This window comes from Anoxybacillus sp. UARK-01 (genome assembly GCF_002075365.1).
Lineage (GTDB): Bacteria > Bacillota > Bacilli > Bacillales > Anoxybacillaceae > Anoxybacteroides > Anoxybacteroides rupiense.
Map to the genome: position 1 here is coordinate 164,296 of NZ_NASY01000042.1, position 16,802 is coordinate 181,097.

Sequence of the window (16,802 nt, forward strand, 5' to 3'; positions counted from 1 at the left end):
GGATCAGCAATGCCGGAACTTCCAGAGGTCGAAACAGTCAAGCGGACATTGATTCCATTGACTGTTGGTAAAACGATTCAAGATGTTAAAGTGTTTTGGCCCAATATCATTAAGCGACCTGCCGATATCGGTATGTTTATCCAAACGTTACAAGGGCAGACGATTCATCAGATTGATCGTCGTGGAAAATTTTTAAAATTTTTATTGGATGAATATGTGCTTGTTTCTCATTTGCGTATGGAGGGCCGCTATTTGTTACAAACAACAGGTGTGCCGCTTGAGCCGCACACACATGTTATTTTTGAGTTTACCGATGGAACAGAACTGAGATATCGCGATGTACGAAAGTTTGGGACGATGCATTTGTTCCAAACGGGAGAGGAAGAGCGGCATTCTCCGCTGCTCCAATTGGGTCCTGAGCCATTCTCCCCATCGTTTACACCGGATTTTTTGGCGGGAAAGCTGCAAAAAACGTCTCGAAAGATTAAAAGCGCCCTCTTAGATCAAACCATTGTCGTTGGGCTCGGTAACATTTATGTCGATGAAGTACTGTTTCGCTCTAGCATTCATCCAGAACGAAAGGCTTCTTCATTAACGGACGAAGAGATGAAGCGCCTTCATGGGGAGATTGTGGCGACGCTCCGTGAAGCCATTGAAAAAGGAGGAAGCACGGTTCGAACATATGTGAATACACAAGGAGAGAGCGGTACTTTCCAGCTGCAGCTGTTTGTTTATGGTCGCAAAGGGGAACCGTGCAGACGATGCGGCCATGCCATTCAGAAAACAACGATTGGCGGCCGCGGTACCCATTATTGCGAACAATGCCAGCATTGAATGGGGAGGGGGGAGGAAAGTGGCATTAACGATCGGATTGACAGGAGGAATTGCGAGCGGAAAAAGTACGATATCTCACATGCTCAAGGAATTTGGCATTCCAGTGGTGGATGCCGATCTTATTGCCAGAGAAGTCGTCCGGGTTGGTGAAGAAGCCTATAAGCAAATTGTCAAGGAATTTGGAAGCGAAATTCTTCAAGAAAATGGAGAAATTAACCGTGCGAAACTTGGAGCCATCGTATTCCACCATGAGGAAAAAAGAAAACGGTTGAATGCAATTGTTCATCCAGCTGTCAGGAAAAAAATGCTCGAACAAAAAGAAGCATTTCTTCGTAATGGTGCTAACGCTGTTGTTTTAGATATTCCGCTCTTAATAGAGAGTCAGCTCTTTCATCTTGTAGATAAAATGATCGTGGTCTATGTAGACGAAGCGATTCAACTGGAGCGGTTAATAAAGAGAAATGGCTTAGCTAAAGAAGACGCCGTAGCGCGCATTCGGGCGCAAATGCCGCTCAGCGACAAAAAAAGCTATGCTGATGCGGTCATTGATAATAATGGAACCATTGAAAGAACACGTGAACAACTGCTTTATATTTTAAAAATGTGGAACGTCCTGTAAAAACAGGACGCCTTTTTTTATTTTTTACATGATTTACTCTATACAAAAAACAAATATATGTTATACTAATTATACGAAAGAAGATAATTAGTATAACATATATTTAAGGGGAGAAAATTCAATGAAAGCAAAAGTAGCGATTAATGGGTTTGGAAGAATCGGAAGAATGGTATTCCGAAACGCTATCGATGCGGAAAACTTTGAAATCGTTGCGATTAATGCGAGCTATCCAGCTGAAACGTTAGCTCATTTAATAAAATATGATTCCAACCATGGAAAGTTTGCAGGAGAAGTAGTGGCGTTAGAAAATGAACTTCTTGTGAATGGAAAAAAAGTACAATTATTAAATTCCCGCGACCCGAAAGAGCTTCCATGGAAAGATTTAGATATTGATATTGTGATTGAAGCAACTGGAAAGTTCAATTCCAAGGAAAAAGCAAGTCTGCATCTAGAGGCAGGCGCGAAACGTGTCATTTTAACTGCGCCTGGAAAAAATGAGGATATTACGATCGTAATGGGCGTCAATGAAGAGATGTTTGATATTGCCCAGCATTTTATCATTTCCAATGCTTCGTGCACAACAAACTGTTTAGCGCCAGTCGTTAAAGTGCTAGATGAAGCGTTTGGCATTGAAAATGGCTTAATGACGACCGTTCATGCTTATACGAATGACCAAAAAAATATTGACAATCCTCATAAAGATTTACGACGCGCCCGTTCTTGCGCGCAGTCCATTATTCCAACAACAACAGGCGCGGCGAAAGCTCTTGCATTAGTATTGCCTCACTTAAAAGGAAAATTGCACGGAATGGCTCTTCGCGTTCCGACACCAAATGTATCATTAGTCGATCTGGTTGTAGACGTAAAAACGGATGTAACGGTTGAAGCTGTAAATGAAGCATTGATTAACGCAGCTCGTGGCCCATTAAAAGGGATTCTTGATTTTACAACAGAGCCGCTTGTTTCTATTGATTTTAACACCAATCCTCATTCAGCCATTATCGATGGTTTGTCAACGATGGTAATGGAAGGGCGCAAGGTAAAAGTATTGGCATGGTATGACAATGAATGGGGCTATTCTTGCCGCGTTGTTGATTTAACGAATTTAGTGGCGAGTAAAATGATGGAAAATTTGCGAGTAAACGCATAAATGTAAAAAGCGCTGACTATGGTTCAGCGCTTTTTATTATATCGACGTCTATGACAAAAAAATGTTGACGCTATTGTAAAGTTGAAAATCCTCCTTATTTCAATGAATAGAGAATTTTTAGAACAGATGTCATTTGGCCTGTTCAACCTTTGTATGGAGACGGGGTTCAATGGTCGGCGCGCTGTCATCCTTTTGCAGTGACCGAGGAAAGTTACCAAATGCCCTCCTGCTGTGAGTGTTGCCAGATGTCGTCTATTCATCATCATGTATAGAGCCCAAGGACAACAAGTGAATCGATTTGATCTGACACGAGAAGCATAAAAAATGAAAAAGTGTATTGCAAAAAAAAAATAAACCAAGTATACTATGTTTCGTGAACTTCTTAAACGCACGGTAATGTGACTACTTAAAGGGTTAGGACCTCTTTGGACTAACTTTCCCCCGTGGTAGTTATACATGCCATTTGCAAAAGAATTTCATGCTTATTTTTTTGTAAAATTTGTTAAAGGGGGATGATTTAGATGGACACAATGGGTCGTCACGTTATCTCAGAGTTATGGGGATGCGATTTTGATAAGCTGAATGATATGGAATTTATTGAAAAAACATTTGTTGATGCAGCACTAAAATCAGGTGCGGAAATTCGTGAGGTAGCATTTCACAAATTTGCTCCCCAAGGAGTAAGTGGTGTTGTTATTATTTCTGAATCTCATTTAACGATTCATAGTTTTCCTGAACATGGATATGCAAGCATTGATGTTTATACGTGTGGGCATTTGGACCCAACGATTGCTGCGGATTATATCGCGGAAGCTTTAGGAGCACAAACAAAAGAAACGATTGAGCTTCCTCGTGGAATGGGTCCAATTGAAATAAAAAATGCCAAAGTTCTATAATGAATAAAATGAACGCAAAAGAGGTGTTGCATACACCTCTTTTTTTGTGTTGTACATACATGGGGCACTAATGGTATCATAATGATAAAGAATAAAGCAAGGAGCGGCGATCGATGAGTGTTTGGAGCAAGTTAAAATACGGATTGACCAATCATTGTGAGACAAGAGAAAATCACGAGGATGAGCAATTGCAAAGCCGCTATTACAAAACAACGGCCGCTAGTGCCATCAAAGCCGTTAAAGAATTAATCGCGTCTTCTCATGAGTACGAGCTGCTTTCTGTTTCTGAAGAACGAGGAGAGTTTAGCGTAGCGACTCGTCGAGGAAGAAAGGCGTTTATTGTCATTACGGTCATTTCTGTTCGCCCATTTGAAACGGCCATTGATTTTTCTGTTACAACAGACACAAAGCTTTTGCTGTTCGATTTTGGATGGAGCCGCCGCATTGTGATTGATTTATATCAAAAGATCGACCAACGTCTTCCTTATATAGGTTCTGGAATCAATGGGTGAATGAAAAGAAAAGGCTATTAAAATGGAGTGGTTCATATGAAATGTCCATCTTGCCACCATAATGGCACAAGGGTGCTTGATTCGCGACCGGTTGATGAAGGGCGCTCCATTCGGCGCAGAAGGGAATGCGAACAGTGCCATTATCGTTTTACCACATTTGAAAAAGTAGAGGAAATGCCGCTGATTGTCGTCAAAAAGGAAGGAACGCGGGAAGAATTTAGCCGAGAGAAAATATTGCGAGGGCTCATTAAAGCGTGCGAGAAGCGGCCGGTGGCTCTAGAACAGCTGGAGCATATTACCCAAGAGATTGAGAAAGAGCTACGCAATGGCGGAGTGGCTGAAGTGAAAAGTGAAACGATCGGCGAAATGGTGATGGAGCGACTGTCGAGTGTCGATGAAGTAGCGTATGTTCGCTTTGCTTCCGTTTATCGGCAATTTAAAGATTTAAACGTGTTTATTGAAGAACTTAAGGAATTAATTAAAAAAGAACAGCGGTAAAGGGCTTGCTCGATCTACGGAAAAGCCCTTTTTTTAGTCTAATGGGGAAGGGCGATAGCATGGAACATCATTGGAAGGAGCTTATTCCTGTTGATCGTTATATGGTGCGAAGCAATGGGATTTTACATGATTTTGATCGAAAAGTGATTACACTGTTATATCAGCCGTTAATCGGTTCACGCGCGTTCAGTCTATATATGACCTTATGGGGGGAGCTTGAACAGCATCTGTCGGCGGAAGAAACAACCCATCATAGCTTGATGGCGATTATGCAATGCAGTCTAAAAGAAATTTATGACGAACGTCTAAAACTGGAAGGGATTGGATTGTTGAAAACATATGTCAACGACAAACAAGATCCGAAGCTATTTATTTACGAGCTGCAGCCCCCGCTTACGCCAGAGCAGTTTTTCACGGATAGTGTGTTCAATGTGTTTCTTTACAATCGTGTGGGGCGAAAGAAATTTCAGACCTTGAAGCAATTTTTCTCGGTGCCAGCAATTGATGAAAGTCAATTTACCGCCATTACACGATCATTTAATGATATTTTTTACTCCGTGCATCCGGAACAGATGGTTGCTGTCATGAATGAAGAAACAAAAAAAGACTTGCATCTACCTGATGGTTATGAATATATGAGACGGAGTGCAGACACGTATGTATTAGGAGAAGAAGTATTTGACTTTGATTTATTTTTTGCAGGGCTTTCAAGGCAGATTGTGCCCAAAAGAGCCATTACCGCAAAAGTGCGCGAGGCCATTAAAAAGCTGTCCTTTTTATATGGTATTGATCCATTAGAAATGCAAAAAATTGTACTTAGTGTGATTGATCCTGCTACACATATTGATATTGAAGCATTAAGAAAAGCGGCACGCGATTGGTATCAGTTTGAACGAGGGGAAGAGCTGCCACAGCTAAGCACGCGCGTTCAGCCGCTTACATACCGCACAATGGAGAATACGGAACCAAAAACGAAGGAAGAGCTGCTGATCAAACAGCTCGAAACGATTTCACCGCGTCAGCTGCTGATCGATATTTCAGGGGGAGCAGAGCCTTCGCTAAGCGACTTGCAGCTTATTGAAGAGATTATGTTTCAGCAAAAGCTTCTTCCTGGTGTTGTCAATGTGTTAATTTATTATGTCATGCTTCGGACAGATATGAAGCTATCAAAGGCATATGTAGAGAAAATTGCGAGCCATTGGGCTCGGAAAAAAATTCGCACCGTTAAGGAAGCGATGGAGCTGGCGAAAAAAGAGACGAAAAAATATCAGAGCTGGGCGACCGGGAAAGAGAAAAAAACGGTACAAAAAACGGTTCGCAAGGAAATGTTGCCTGAGTGGCTCAATATGGATTATAGTCAAAAGGAGTCTGGAACAAGCGAAGAAGTCAACCTTGAACAGAAGCGTCGCGAACTGGAAGAACGTCTGAAAAAATACCGGAATCAGTAAATAAAAACAGGAGGTGAGAGTGGTGAAGCCAATGGACGAGCTCCTTCATCGTCTGCTCCACCGGAAAGATTTCCGGCAGCGATATGAGCAGCTAAAACATGAGATTTTGTCTCACCGAGAAGTACAGGCCTTTTTGCGGGAGCACAGGGATCAGGTAACAAACGTTATTTTGGAACGAGGTTTAATGAAATTATATGAGTTTATCCAACAAAGTAAAAATTGTGAGCGCTGTCCAAGCTTAGGCGAGTGCCGCAATCTTCTCAAGGGATACCACCCGCGTCTTGTGCTCCATGGAAATGCTATTGATATTCAATATGACCGTTGTCCAACGAAGATCAAGCATGATGAGCGGAAACGGCAGGAAGCGTTAATTCAAAGCTTATTTGTACCGCGCGAAATTTTACAGGCTTCGTTATCAGATGTCGATCTTGCCGATGACGGACGAATGAAGGCAATTGAGCGAGCGGAGCATTTTGTAGCAAATTATGAACCGGGAAAAAAGATCAAGGGACTTTATTTATACGGTTCTTTTGGTGTTGGAAAAACCTATATTCTTGGAGCGATTGCCAACGCGCTTGCACAAAAAAAGGTGTCCTCTCTCATTGTCTACGTACCTGAATTTTTTCGTGAACTCAAGGGATCTTGGCAGGATCAAACGATGAACGAAAAATTGGATTATGTCAAAAAAGTTCCCGTCTTAATGCTGGACGATCTTGGGGCCGAATCCATGTCAAGCTGGGTGCGTGATGATTTGCTAGGTCCGATTTTGCAATACCGGATGCTGGAAAATCTTCCGACTTTTTTTACATCGAATTTTGATTTGCAGCAGTTAGCCCACCACTTAACGTATTCCCAAAGAGGCGAGGAAGAACAAATGAAAGCGGCGCGCCTGATGGAACGCATCCGTTATTTAGCAGATCCTGTGGAGATAAAAGGAAGAAATCGCCGTTTAGACTAAGCGAAGTGAACGGATCGCTTGTTTTTCTGATTCTAAATCAACGCGTCCTCCCATATATATAGAACAAGCATTCACTTACAAAGGGGGGGCGACATTGATTGAGATTTACTTCGAACAGACAAGCGATGCAGAAAAATTTTTTGATCTTTTGCAAGAAAAAGTGAACGGGACAACCCGTCCCTATTTGCAATTGAAGTACGATGGAAATTCTTTAGTTACGATTGACATAGACCAATGTGTGGATGAAGCTATTTCATCGTGCGTGGCACCTGCGATTACGCAGTTTATTCTTCGTTTTATTGAAGATCGGCTGCTGCTGTCCATTATTTCTGGAACATTTTATTTTAAAAACGAGGAAGAGCAGTATCAAATTTTGCAATTAACTCATTCGTTCCTTGAGGGGGAACGATATGATTATCGAAGCGGGAAAAAAAGCGTCATGTCGCGCGATGCGCTCATTATGAATGCACTTTTACCATTTTTAAAAGATAATCTTTCTTTTTCACTCACCTCGTTTGTTACATTCCGGCTGAAACGATATATAGAACGATTGAATCATTATGTCGAACTGGCCATTGATGAATATAAGCTAGAGCAAGAATATCAAAATTTTGTGCAAATACTGCGCGATTACGTGGCAGAACGGGAAGCCAAGTGGCGGATTGTTCATCTTGTTCATCGCTCTCCGGACTTTCTTTTTTTTGATGAACAGTTTCGCCATGTGACAAAAAAGGAGTTAACCCAGCTGATTGACCGCAATTTGCCTGTCAGTCAGCCGATGTATATCGATTCTTCTGTATTAGCGCCGCTTGTTTCGATTGCTCCTGAATTGGTATATGTCTATACTTCATGTGAAGATGACGGAATGGTTCAAACGCTACAAAATGTGTTTCAAGAACGGCTTCGTTTTTGTAAACCGACGGATTTTGCCGATGCCCAGACGGCCATGTCGATAAATGATCGATCGACTTGATTTTTCTCATCAGACATTCTATAATAACGTACATAATGAAACATGTGGAAAAGTCATGATGAGGACATGGGTGTGTTTTTACGGTTTCCAGAGAGGGAAGGCTTTGGCTGTAACCTTCCTAACACGGAAAATGCACTTACCGCCTCGGAACTTCAGCAGTGAACGATTGTAGGAGTTATTTTTGCTTTTCTGCCGCTTTCCTTGAACAAGGACGCCAACAGGCAAATTCATTTGCAGTTCATTGTTCGAAGGGAGCCGTGCGGTTCGCTCGCCTGGCTGGTCGAGCATGTCGGCCGCGACAGAAAAGCTGTAGGCAGTCCAAACTCGCTGCGATCAAGTAATTGCTGACGGAAAGCACCGTTATGCGATTCGAGCCATCGCTATTCACTTGGGCTTTTGTTGCCGATTGGGTGAGAGAGCGGTGGGAAGAAGGGTGGAACCACGAATTCAACTCGTCCCTTATTGGAGGGGCGAGTTTTTTATTTTTATATGAATATTCAAAAAGGAGTGAAAAGCGATGTCAGAGATTATCCGTATTACATTTCCTGACGGGGCAGTGAAGGAGTTTCCAAAAGGAACGACAACGGAAGAAATTGCTGCTTCCATCAGCCCTGGATTGAAGAAAAAAGCCATTGCTGGAAAATTAAACGATACATTGCTTGATTTACGTACACCGATTCATCAAGATGGAGCGATTGCGATCATCACACAGGACATGCCAGAAGCGCTCGAAATTTTACGTCACAGTACAGCCCATTTAATGGCTCAGGCAATCAAGCGCTTGTACAAAAATGTAAAGCTGGGCGTTGGTCCAGTCATTGAGAATGGCTTCTATTACGATATTGATATGGAAGAATCATTGACACCAGAGGATCTTCCAAAAATTGAAAAAGAAATGCAAAAAATCGTGAAAGAAAACTTGGAGATTGTCCGCAAAGAGGTGGATCGCGAGGAAGCGATTCGCCGTTATGAAGAAATTGGCGACAATTTAAAACTTGAGCTAATCAACGACATTCCTGAAGGAGAAGTTGTTTCCATTTATGAACAAGGCGAATTTTTCGATCTTTGTCGCGGCATCCACGTGCCATCGACAGGAAAAATTAAGGAATTTAAGCTCTTAAGCATTGCGGGGGCGTATTGGCGCGGGGACAGCAAAAATAAAATGCTCCAGCGCATTTACGGCACGGCTTTCTTTAAAAAAGAGGATTTGGAAGCACATCTTCGTTTGTTGCAAGAAGCGAAGGAGCGTGATCACCGCAAACTTGGGAAGGAGCTTGAGCTCTTTACAACGTCGCAAAAAGTGGGACAAGGCCTGCCGCTTTGGCTGCCGAAAGGTGCGACCATCCGCCGCACGATTGAACGATATATTGTGGATAAAGAGATAGAACTTGGCTATCAGCATGTGTATACACCAGTGCTTGGAAGCGTTGAGCTATATAAAACATCTGGACACTGGGATCATTATCAAGATGGCATGTTCCCGCCAATGGAGATGGATAACGAACAGCTCGTTCTTCGTCCGATGAACTGTCCGCATCATATGATGGTATACAAAAACAAAATCCATAGTTATCGCGAGCTGCCGATTCGCATTGCTGAGCTTGGAACGATGCATCGCTACGAAATGTCAGGGGCTTTGACAGGGCTGCAGCGCGTGCGCGGCATGACATTGAACGATGCCCATATTTTTGTTCGTCCAGATCAAATCAAAGACGAATTTAAACGAGTCGTCAACTTAATTCTTGAAGTATATAAAGATTTTGGCTTAAACGAATACTCATTCCGCTTGTCTTACCGCGACCCGCATGATAAAGAAAAATATTACGATGATGATGCGATGTGGGAAAAAGCGCAAAGCATGCTGCGTGAAGCGATGGACGAGCTTGGGCTTGAATATTATGAAGCGGAGGGAGAAGCGGCGTTTTATGGTCCAAAGCTAGATGTGCAAGTGCGCACGGCGCTTGGAAAGGATGAAACGCTGTCGACCGTTCAGCTTGATTTCTTGCTGCCAGAGCGTTTTGATTTAACATATATCGGCGAGGATGGAAAACCGCACCGACCAGTTGTCATCCATCGTGGCGTCGTGTCCACCATGGAACGCTTTGTCGCTTTCTTAATTGAAGAATATAAAGGAGCGTTCCCTGCATGGCTTGCTCCAGTGCAAGTGGAAGTCATTCCAGTATCGCCAGCCGTTCATGCCGACTACGCGCATCAAGTGAGAGAAGCGCTACAATCGCAAGGATTTCGCGTGGAAGTTGACGAACGCGATGAAAAAATTGGCTATAAAATTCGCGAAGCACAAATGCAAAAAATTCCGTACATGCTTGTTGTTGGAGACAACGAGGTAAAAGAGCAGGCTGTCAATGTCCGCAAATATGGCGAACAAAAAAGCGAAACGATGTCTCTTGCCGCTTTTATCGATGCATTAAAGGCAGAAGTGCGCCGTTGAAAAAAAGTGTTGCTAAAATAGAAAGAGTTAGATATAATAATATGCGTTGTGTTGAAAAATGCTTATATTGACATGCTGCTTCCAATATGGTAATCTATATAAGTCAAATTGAATACTTGTTTGTGACAAAAGCAGAAGCACCCGGCTTCTCACCTGTCTGACGCGGATCGCTGTTAGCGGGTTGTTACGGTTCGTCTATGAAAAGTCCGATCGTAAAAGCATGGGTGTCGTATGCACTCATGCTTTTTTGTATGCAAGGCTGCGAGTCTTCCAAAGCCCCGTATTCTTCATGAGTATATGGTGGAGAGGAAAGACAACGGCCAAGCAAAAATGAAACGCAGAAACGAGTGTTTCGCTTCGGTTTCCTAGCAAAGGGTGCATTATGCAAACAAGTCATTCGTAAAAAACCTTGGAGGTGGCTAGTTATTAGCAAAGATTTTATCGTTAACGAAAGCATTCGTGCGCGCGAAGTTCGTTTAATTGATCCAAACGGAGAGCAATTAGGCATTAAATCAAAACAAGAGGCGTTGGAAATTGCAGCCAGATTGAACCTTGATTTGGTTATGGTCGCGCCAAACGCTAAACCACCGGTATGCCGAATTATGGATTACGGCAAATTCCGTTTTGAGCAACAAAAGAAAGAAAAGGAAGCGCGTAAAAAGCAAAAAGTCATTAATGTGAAAGAGGTTCGTTTGAGCCCGACAATTGAAGAGCATGATTTTAATACGAAGCTTCGCAATGCGCGCAAATTCCTTGAAAAAGGCGATAAAGTAAAGGCAACCATTCGCTTTAAAGGGCGGGCTATTACCCATAAAGAAATTGGCCAGCGCGTGTTGGACCGTTTTTCTGAGGCCTGCGCTGATATTAGCGTTGTTGAATCTGCTCCGAAAATGGACGGACGCAGCATGTTTTTAGTGCTCGCACCGAAAAACGACAAATAACCGAACGAGGAGGATACACCCTATGCCAAAAATGAAAACTCACAGAGGCTCTGCAAAGCGTTTTAAAAAGACGGGTACTGGTAAATTGAAGCGTTCTCATGCGTTTACTAGCCACTTGTTTGCTAATAAAACTCAAAAGCAAAAACGCAAGCTTCGCAAAGGAACGCTTGTATCTTCTGGAGATTTTAAACGTATTCGTCAAATGCTAGACAACTTAAAATAATTTTTGGAATGAAACATAATCGTAGGAGGGAATAACAGATGCCACGTGTTAAAGGCGGAACAGTAACGCGCAGACGTCGCAAAAAAGTTCTTAAACTTGCAAAAGGCTATTTCGGTTCTAAGCATCGTTTATATAAAGTCGCAAACCAACAAGTAATGAAATCATTAATGTATGCATATCGCGACCGTCGTCAACGGAAACGCGATTTTCGCAAGCTTTGGATTACGCGTATCAACGCGGCAGCTCGCATGAACGGACTTTCTTACAGCCGCTTAATGCATGGCTTAAAGCTTGCTGGTGTAGAAGTAAACCGCAAAATGCTTGCTGAGTTGGCTGTAAACGATGCAGCAGCATTCGCGCAACTGGCTGATATTGCAAAAGCTAACTTAAATAAATAAAGAGACAGATGGAAGTTGTAGACAAAGTCGGTGTTGACTTTGTCTACAACCATTTTAAGCATCATGTATTTCCACATCAGGCCGGATGTAAAACGCTTAACCAAACATGGAACGAAGCCGGATGAAGACGCGAAGCGAACAAAAGAAGCTCATGAGCGGGCGAACGCGGTCATTGGCCAAGATGCAAGCGTTGAACAACAGTCTGTGATGACCATTCTCCAAACGAGAATGGTCATTTTTTCATCAGCATGGTCATCCGGTCATGACTCAAGAGAGGTGGAGAGGAGCATGGAATGGTATATGGCGATTGTGAATGCCGTTAGCTTTTTAATAATGGGGCTTGATAAACAGAAGGCAAGAAAAGGGAAATGGCGGATTGCTGAGCGGACGATCTGGTTGTTTGCTCTTGCCGGAGGCGCAATCGGAGCAGCCATTGGCATGTATGGCTTTCACCATAAAACGCGACACCACCTCTTTCGTTATGGATTGCCGCTTTTGGCTATTTTCGATATGCTTATTTATGTTATTCTTTATCAATAGCGGGGGAGAAGAAAATGAACGTACAAATGCTTTATTCATTGCAGCGCCAGCTTGATGAACGAATTGAGACACAGCATGGGCTGCAACATGAAAATCTTGTCGACCGGAAAGTGCTAGCTTTGCTTGTTGAGCTTGGAGAGCTCGCCAATGAAACACGCTGTTTTAAGTTTTGGAGTGTGAAGCCGCCAGCGCCGCAAGACAAAATATTAGAAGAATATGTGGATGGCTTGCACTTTATTCTATCGCTTGGTTTGGAATGCGGATTTGATTTTACAGCTGATGATCGAGTATCAGAGACTCGTTCGTTAGTTGAACAGTTTTTATTCGTTTTTCAAGCTGCCCACCAGTTTTATGAAGCCAAATCTTTGGCAAGCTACCAGCATTTATTTGCTGAATATTTGCGTTTAGGCAACCAACTAGGTTTTTCCCTTGAGCAAATGGAACAAGCCTATAGGAAAAAAAATGAAATTAATCACGAACGGCAAAATCAGAATTATTAACAAATTTTGTACATTGGTACTTCTTTTCGTTATAATGGGGATGGAGTACATATGAAAGGAGTTTGAATATGGCAAAGCTAGATCCGACGTTAACCATGCTAAAGGAATTAACGGATGCCAAAGGTGTGCCCGGCAATGAACGAGAAGTGCGGGAAGTCATGAAAAAATACATAGCTCCTTATGCTGATGAGGTCACAACAGACGGGCTCGGCAGTCTTGTCGCGAAAAAAACAGGAAAAGAAAACGGTCCGAAGATTATGGTGGCTGGTCACCTTGATGAAGTCGGTTTTATGGTGACGCAAATTGATGAAAAAGGATTTATCCGCTTTCAGACGCTTGGAGGCTGGTGGGGACAAGTGATGCTCGCCCAGCGTGTCACCATCATCACGAAAAAAGGAGAAATCACCGGTGTGATCGGTTCAAAGCCACCGCATATTTTACCGCCGGAGGCGCGCAAAAAACCGGTCGAAATTAAAGATATGTTTATCGATATCGGCGCATCTAGCCGCGATGAAGCGATGGAATGGGGGGTGCGCCCGGGTGATTCGATCGTTCCGTATTTTGAATTTACGGTCATGAATAATGAAAAAATGTTGCTTGCGAAAGCGTGGGACAACCGTATTGGCTGTGCCATTGCCATTGATGTATTAAAGCAGCTGAAAGATGTCGAGCATCCGAACATCGTTTATGGTGTTGGTACTGTTCAAGAAGAAGTCGGATTGCGCGGCGCGAAAACGTCGGCAAATTTCATTCAACCGGATATTGCGTTTGCTGTCGATGTCGGCATTGCTGGAGATACACCAGGTGTTTCGGAGAAAGAAGCGATGGGCAAACTCGGTGCTGGCCCGCATATCGTGCTATATGATGCGACGCTCGTGTCGCATAGAGGGTTGCGCGAGTTTGTCATTGATGTAGCAGAAGAATTAAAGATCCCATACCATTTTGACGCGATGCCGGGCGGAGGAACGGATGCGGGCGCTATCCACCTGACGGCAAGCGGTGTTCCGGCGCTGACGATTGCCATCCCGACGCGTTACATCCACTCGCATGCTGCGATGCTTCACCGCGACGATTATGAAAACACGGTGAAACTGCTTGTCGAAGTGATTAAGCGCCTTGATGAAGCAAAAGTGAAAGAGATTACGTTTGATTGAGGAATAAACGGACTGTCATACGATGTAAGAAGAATGCTCCATTTCATACGATGGAGCATTTTTTGTTAAAAATGCTTGGAAATAATGGAAAGACGAACTCAATCCAATATGGGCTGTGAGGGGGAAAGTCAATGGCGTCTTTGAATGCATGGGATCCAAGTTTATATGATAAAAAGTTTCGTTTTGTTTCTGATCTCGGAAAAGGAGTCATTGAATGGCTGAATCCACAAGCAGGGGGAGAGAATCCTTGATTTAGGTTGTGGCACGGGCGATTTGAGCTATGAAATTTCTAAATCAGGAGCCATTGTTGTCGGAATGGACGCATCTTCTGAAATGATTGCGAAAGCTCGTGAAAAGTATGAAGATATTTGCTTCATTATAGACAACGGGGAGTCATTTCGAACAAGTGAGCTGTATGATGAAGTGTTTTCCAATGCAGCATTACATTGGATGAAAAATGTGGAGAAGGTGGTTGAATCCATTTTCCTGTCATTAAAGCCTAACGGAAGGTTTGTGGCTGAATTTGGTGGAAAAGGAAATATATCAGCGATTGTTCAAGCGATTCAAATGGTGCTAGCGCAGTACGCCGGAATTTATGAGAAGAGGAACCCGTGGTATTTTCCGAGCATTGGAGAGTATAGTGCGTTGCTTGAAAGGTATGGATTTCGCGTGTTGCACGCAATCCATTTTGACCGTCCAACTCCACTGGCTGATGGCGAACAAGGCCTTATCCACTGGCTTGATAGTTTTGGCGGCGATTTTTTTCTAGGAATCGATGTAGAAGAAAAGCTATTTCTCTATGAAAAAATAAAAGAATCACTAAAGCCTTATCTATGGAAGAGAGGAGAATGGGTGGCGGATTACAAGCGCATACGCATTGTCGCGGTGAAAGAACAGAAAGCCTTATGGCCTTTTTAATAATTTTTAAGGGAGGTGTTGATGATAAAAAAGCGTGGTTTATTCATCACGGCCTTTGTTATATTCATTGTTGCTTGTTCTCATCCAAAAGATACGAAGAGTCAACTTCCTGATAAAATACCTGTCACTATCAAAATCGTAGATCAAGACGGCCAATATTCTAAATTCTTGGTCCATATCGTTTCAGAAGGATATCAAAACAAAGACATTGCTTATATTCCTCAAGTTCAATTGATGATTGTAAATAGTAAATCCCTTAAGTTGCATTTATATTCCGGCGTTACTTATACGTTTGAGGTTTCTCCTACTCACTATCGCACGATTGACGAGTATTTAAAAAATAAAAAAGAGGGCGTAAAGGATAGCAAGAAAGAACGGTTACCAACGGGGAAAACAACATTTACGCCTCATGCAAAAAATGCGGCATTAACCATTGATCTGAAATAGATAAACTGGATTATCAGCATTTGTCCCAAAATAGGCAGAGGATGAACCCGCTCGTCTTTGACTATTACAAAAATGGGAATGTTGTTTTGGAATCGTTCATGCGTTCCCATCTTTTCGTTCACAGATGCAACAACCGACATAAACAAAGACATCGACTTAAAAATCAGTCATAAAGAAAACGCCGTCCCGCTGCATCATTTGATGGAAAGCGGCGGGACGGACATTTTCGAGAGTCTGTTTTATTGTTTTACTGCCTGCTCAAGCGTCACTAGCATATCATTTTTTTGTTCCAGGGATGAGTGATTCCAAATCGCTTCAAACAAAACGCCAAGACCTGGCAAATATTTTTCCTCGCCGCGTTGGATCGCATCCATAATCGTATCTTCAAGCTGTTCTTTTGTATTGTTGGCTACATTGTGCATGACTGCATGCCGTAAATTTAGATCCAAATTCCTCACCTCGCTTTATGTATTACACATTTATTTTTGTCGTCGTTTTCGTTTATTATGTATAGTGACAGGCAAAAAAGAAAAGGAGAATGGAGATTGAAACGGATTGAATCGACAAAAAATCCGCAAGTAAAGCAATGGAAGAAGCTGCTGACAAGAAAAGAACGAGACAAGACAAGACTTTTTCTGATTGAAGGGTTCCATTTAGTGGAGGAAGCTTTAGCAAGCGGTGTTTCGCTTGTTCAATTGATCATTGAGGAAAGCAAGGCCATTCCTTCAGAATGGAATGTGGGCCATATTCCGATTACAGTTGTTACAGAAGGAGTAATGCGGGAGATCAGCGATACGGAAACCCCGCAAGGAATTGCGGCCGTATGCAGGCAATTAAGCGATGAATCGCTTGATTGGAGCAAAGCTAAGCTGCTTCTTGTGGATGCGGTGCAAGATCCGGGGAATGTGGGGACGATGATTCGCACAGCTGATGCGGCCGGCGTGGATGCTGTGATTCTTGGAGAGGGATGTGTAGATGTGTACAATCCGAAAGTCATTCGCGCTACACAAGGTTCGCTTTTTCATTTGCCGATCATCCGCGGTTCCCTTAGCAAATGGATGCAAACGTTAAAGGAAAAAAAAATTCCAATTTACGGGACATCTTTAGAAAATGGCGATGATTATCGAAAAGTACACGCTAGCGGTGCGTTTGCTCTTCTTGTCGGCAATGAAGGAAGCGGCGTCAGCAAGGAATGGCTTGAGCAGACGACGAAAAATTTGTACATTCCTATTCATGGACAAGCTGAATCACTGAACGTGGCAGTGGCCACCGGGATTTTGCTTTACCATTTGCGGGGATAAACGTAAAAGATACACTACTGAATGAATCCTAAAAGAAACGATT

19 protein-coding genes, 1 pseudogene and 1 other annotated feature are annotated in these 16,802 nt (G+C 42.9%); of the genes and pseudogenes, 19 read left to right on the plus strand and 1 reads right to left on the minus strand.

The window, feature by feature from the left end; genetic code table 11:
- The first annotated feature begins 9 nt into the window (after positions 1-9).
- From mutM to B6A27_RS10575, 18 genes and pseudogenes are all read left to right on the plus strand, one after another.
- Positions 10-834 carry a DNA-formamidopyrimidine glycosylase gene (gene mutM, locus B6A27_RS10490; RefSeq protein ID WP_080862074.1) on the plus strand — a complete coding sequence of 275 codons (825 nt, stop codon included), beginning with the start codon at positions 10-12 and terminating at the stop codon, positions 832-834.
- Between the two features lie 19 nt (positions 835-853).
- Positions 854-1,453: a dephospho-CoA kinase gene (gene coaE, locus B6A27_RS10495; RefSeq protein WP_080862075.1), complete on the plus strand. Its 600-nt coding sequence runs from the start codon at positions 854-856 to the stop codon at positions 1,451-1,453.
- Positions 1,454-1,574: 121 nt separating this feature from the next.
- A complete protein-coding gene (locus B6A27_RS10500; RefSeq protein WP_080862076.1) occupies positions 1,575-2,603 on the plus strand; it encodes a glyceraldehyde-3-phosphate dehydrogenase in 1,029 nt (342 codons plus the stop codon).
- A 521-nt stretch (positions 2,604-3,124) separates the two neighbouring features.
- Positions 3,125-3,499, plus strand: coding sequence for an adenosylmethionine decarboxylase (gene speD, locus B6A27_RS10505; protein WP_080862077.1), 375 nt, complete (start codon positions 3,125-3,127; stop codon positions 3,497-3,499).
- Positions 3,500-3,612: 113 nt separating this feature from the next.
- Positions 3,613-4,011: a cytosolic protein gene (locus B6A27_RS10510; protein ID WP_080862078.1), complete on the plus strand. Its 399-nt coding sequence runs from the start codon at positions 3,613-3,615 to the stop codon at positions 4,009-4,011.
- Between the two features lie 36 nt (positions 4,012-4,047).
- A complete protein-coding gene (nrdR, locus tag B6A27_RS10515) occupies positions 4,048-4,509 on the plus strand; it encodes a transcriptional regulator NrdR (RefSeq protein ID WP_044745962.1) in 462 nt (153 codons plus the stop codon).
- Positions 4,510-4,568: 59 nt separating this feature from the next.
- Positions 4,569-5,957, plus strand: a complete 1,389-nt coding sequence (locus B6A27_RS10520) for a replication initiation and membrane attachment family protein (RefSeq protein ID WP_080862079.1) — start codon at positions 4,569-4,571, stop codon at positions 5,955-5,957.
- A 31-nt stretch (positions 5,958-5,988) separates the two neighbouring features.
- On the plus strand, positions 5,989-6,915 hold the full coding sequence (gene dnaI / locus B6A27_RS10525; RefSeq protein ID WP_221212038.1) for a primosomal protein DnaI: 927 nt from the start codon (positions 5,989-5,991) through the stop codon (positions 6,913-6,915).
- 94 nt (positions 6,916-7,009) lie between these two features.
- Positions 7,010-7,888, plus strand: a complete 879-nt coding sequence (ytxC, locus tag B6A27_RS10530) for a putative sporulation protein YtxC (RefSeq protein ID WP_080862080.1) — start codon at positions 7,010-7,012, stop codon at positions 7,886-7,888.
- 517 nt (positions 7,889-8,405) lie between these two features.
- On the plus strand, positions 8,406-10,337 hold the full coding sequence (thrS, locus tag B6A27_RS10535; RefSeq protein ID WP_080862081.1) for a threonine--tRNA ligase: 1,932 nt from the start codon (positions 8,406-8,408) through the stop codon (positions 10,335-10,337).
- A 123-nt stretch (positions 10,338-10,460) separates the two neighbouring features.
- Positions 10,461-10,592 (plus strand) — a sequence feature (ribosomal protein L20 leader region).
- A gap of 140 nt (positions 10,593-10,732) precedes the next feature.
- On the plus strand, positions 10,733-11,278 hold the full coding sequence (infC, locus tag B6A27_RS10540; RefSeq protein WP_080862150.1) for a translation initiation factor IF-3: 546 nt from the start codon (positions 10,733-10,735) through the stop codon (positions 11,276-11,278).
- Positions 11,279-11,300: 22 nt separating this feature from the next.
- Entirely contained in the window at positions 11,301-11,501 is a 201-nt protein-coding gene (gene rpmI, locus B6A27_RS10545) for a 50S ribosomal protein L35 (protein WP_044745967.1), read from the plus strand.
- A gap of 38 nt (positions 11,502-11,539) precedes the next feature.
- Complete coding sequence (gene rplT, locus B6A27_RS10550) at positions 11,540-11,899, plus strand: 50S ribosomal protein L20 (protein ID WP_044745968.1); 360 nt, start codon at positions 11,540-11,542, stop codon at positions 11,897-11,899.
- A 39-nt stretch (positions 11,900-11,938) separates the two neighbouring features.
- Complete coding sequence (locus B6A27_RS19385) at positions 11,939-12,439, plus strand: DUF1294 domain-containing protein (protein WP_369824166.1); 501 nt, start codon at positions 11,939-11,941, stop codon at positions 12,437-12,439.
- Positions 12,440-12,453: 14 nt separating this feature from the next.
- A complete protein-coding gene (locus B6A27_RS10560; protein ID WP_044745970.1) occupies positions 12,454-12,939 on the plus strand; it encodes a dUTP diphosphatase in 486 nt (161 codons plus the stop codon).
- Between the two features lie 68 nt (positions 12,940-13,007).
- Positions 13,008-14,093: a M42 family metallopeptidase gene (locus tag B6A27_RS10565; RefSeq protein ID WP_080862082.1), complete on the plus strand. Its 1,086-nt coding sequence runs from the start codon at positions 13,008-13,010 to the stop codon at positions 14,091-14,093.
- Between the two features lie 131 nt (positions 14,094-14,224).
- A pseudogene (locus B6A27_RS10570) lies at positions 14,225-15,011 on the plus strand (class I SAM-dependent methyltransferase).
- A gap of 21 nt (positions 15,012-15,032) precedes the next feature.
- On the plus strand, positions 15,033-15,458 hold the full coding sequence (locus tag B6A27_RS10575; RefSeq protein ID WP_080862083.1) for a hypothetical protein: 426 nt from the start codon (positions 15,033-15,035) through the stop codon (positions 15,456-15,458).
- Between the two features lie 239 nt (positions 15,459-15,697).
- Here the strand turns inward: B6A27_RS10575 and sspI are convergent, their stop codons facing one another.
- On the minus strand, positions 15,698-15,907 hold the full coding sequence (gene sspI, locus B6A27_RS10580; protein WP_080862084.1) for a small acid-soluble spore protein SspI: 210 nt from the start codon (positions 15,905-15,907) through the stop codon (positions 15,698-15,700).
- A gap of 96 nt (positions 15,908-16,003) precedes the next feature.
- On the opposite strand from sspI, the gene B6A27_RS10585 reads away from it, so the two are divergent.
- A complete protein-coding gene (locus B6A27_RS10585) occupies positions 16,004-16,759 on the plus strand; it encodes a TrmH family RNA methyltransferase (RefSeq protein ID WP_080862085.1) in 756 nt (251 codons plus the stop codon).
- Positions 16,760-16,802: the final 43 nt, after the last annotated feature.

Excerpts from the sequence above, each read along its gene's own strand:
- mutM (WP_080862074.1), top strand. The coding sequence starts at position 10 with ATGCCGGAACTTCCAGAGGTCGAAACAGTCAAGCGGACATTGATTCCA.
- B6A27_RS10500 (WP_080862076.1), top strand. The coding sequence starts at position 1,575 with ATGAAAGCAAAAGTAGCGATTAATGGGTTTGGAAGAATCGGAAGAATG.
- speD (WP_080862077.1), top strand. The coding sequence starts at position 3,125 with ATGGACACAATGGGTCGTCACGTTATCTCAGAGTTATGGGGATGCGAT.
- B6A27_RS10510 (WP_080862078.1), top strand. The coding sequence starts at position 3,613 with ATGAGTGTTTGGAGCAAGTTAAAATACGGATTGACCAATCATTGTGAG.
- nrdR (WP_044745962.1), top strand. The coding sequence starts at position 4,048 with ATGAAATGTCCATCTTGCCACCATAATGGCACAAGGGTGCTTGATTCG.
- B6A27_RS10520 (WP_080862079.1), top strand. The coding sequence starts at position 4,569 with ATGGAACATCATTGGAAGGAGCTTATTCCTGTTGATCGTTATATGGTG.
- dnaI (WP_221212038.1), top strand. The coding sequence starts at position 5,989 with ATGGACGAGCTCCTTCATCGTCTGCTCCACCGGAAAGATTTCCGGCAG.
- thrS (WP_080862081.1), top strand. The coding sequence starts at position 8,406 with ATGTCAGAGATTATCCGTATTACATTTCCTGACGGGGCAGTGAAGGAG.
- rpmI (WP_044745967.1), top strand. The coding sequence starts at position 11,301 with ATGCCAAAAATGAAAACTCACAGAGGCTCTGCAAAGCGTTTTAAAAAG.
- rplT (WP_044745968.1), top strand. The coding sequence starts at position 11,540 with ATGCCACGTGTTAAAGGCGGAACAGTAACGCGCAGACGTCGCAAAAAA.
- B6A27_RS10560 (WP_044745970.1), top strand. The coding sequence starts at position 12,454 with ATGAACGTACAAATGCTTTATTCATTGCAGCGCCAGCTTGATGAACGA.
- B6A27_RS10565 (WP_080862082.1), top strand. The coding sequence starts at position 13,008 with ATGGCAAAGCTAGATCCGACGTTAACCATGCTAAAGGAATTAACGGAT.
- B6A27_RS10575 (WP_080862083.1), top strand. The coding sequence starts at position 15,033 with ATGATAAAAAAGCGTGGTTTATTCATCACGGCCTTTGTTATATTCATT.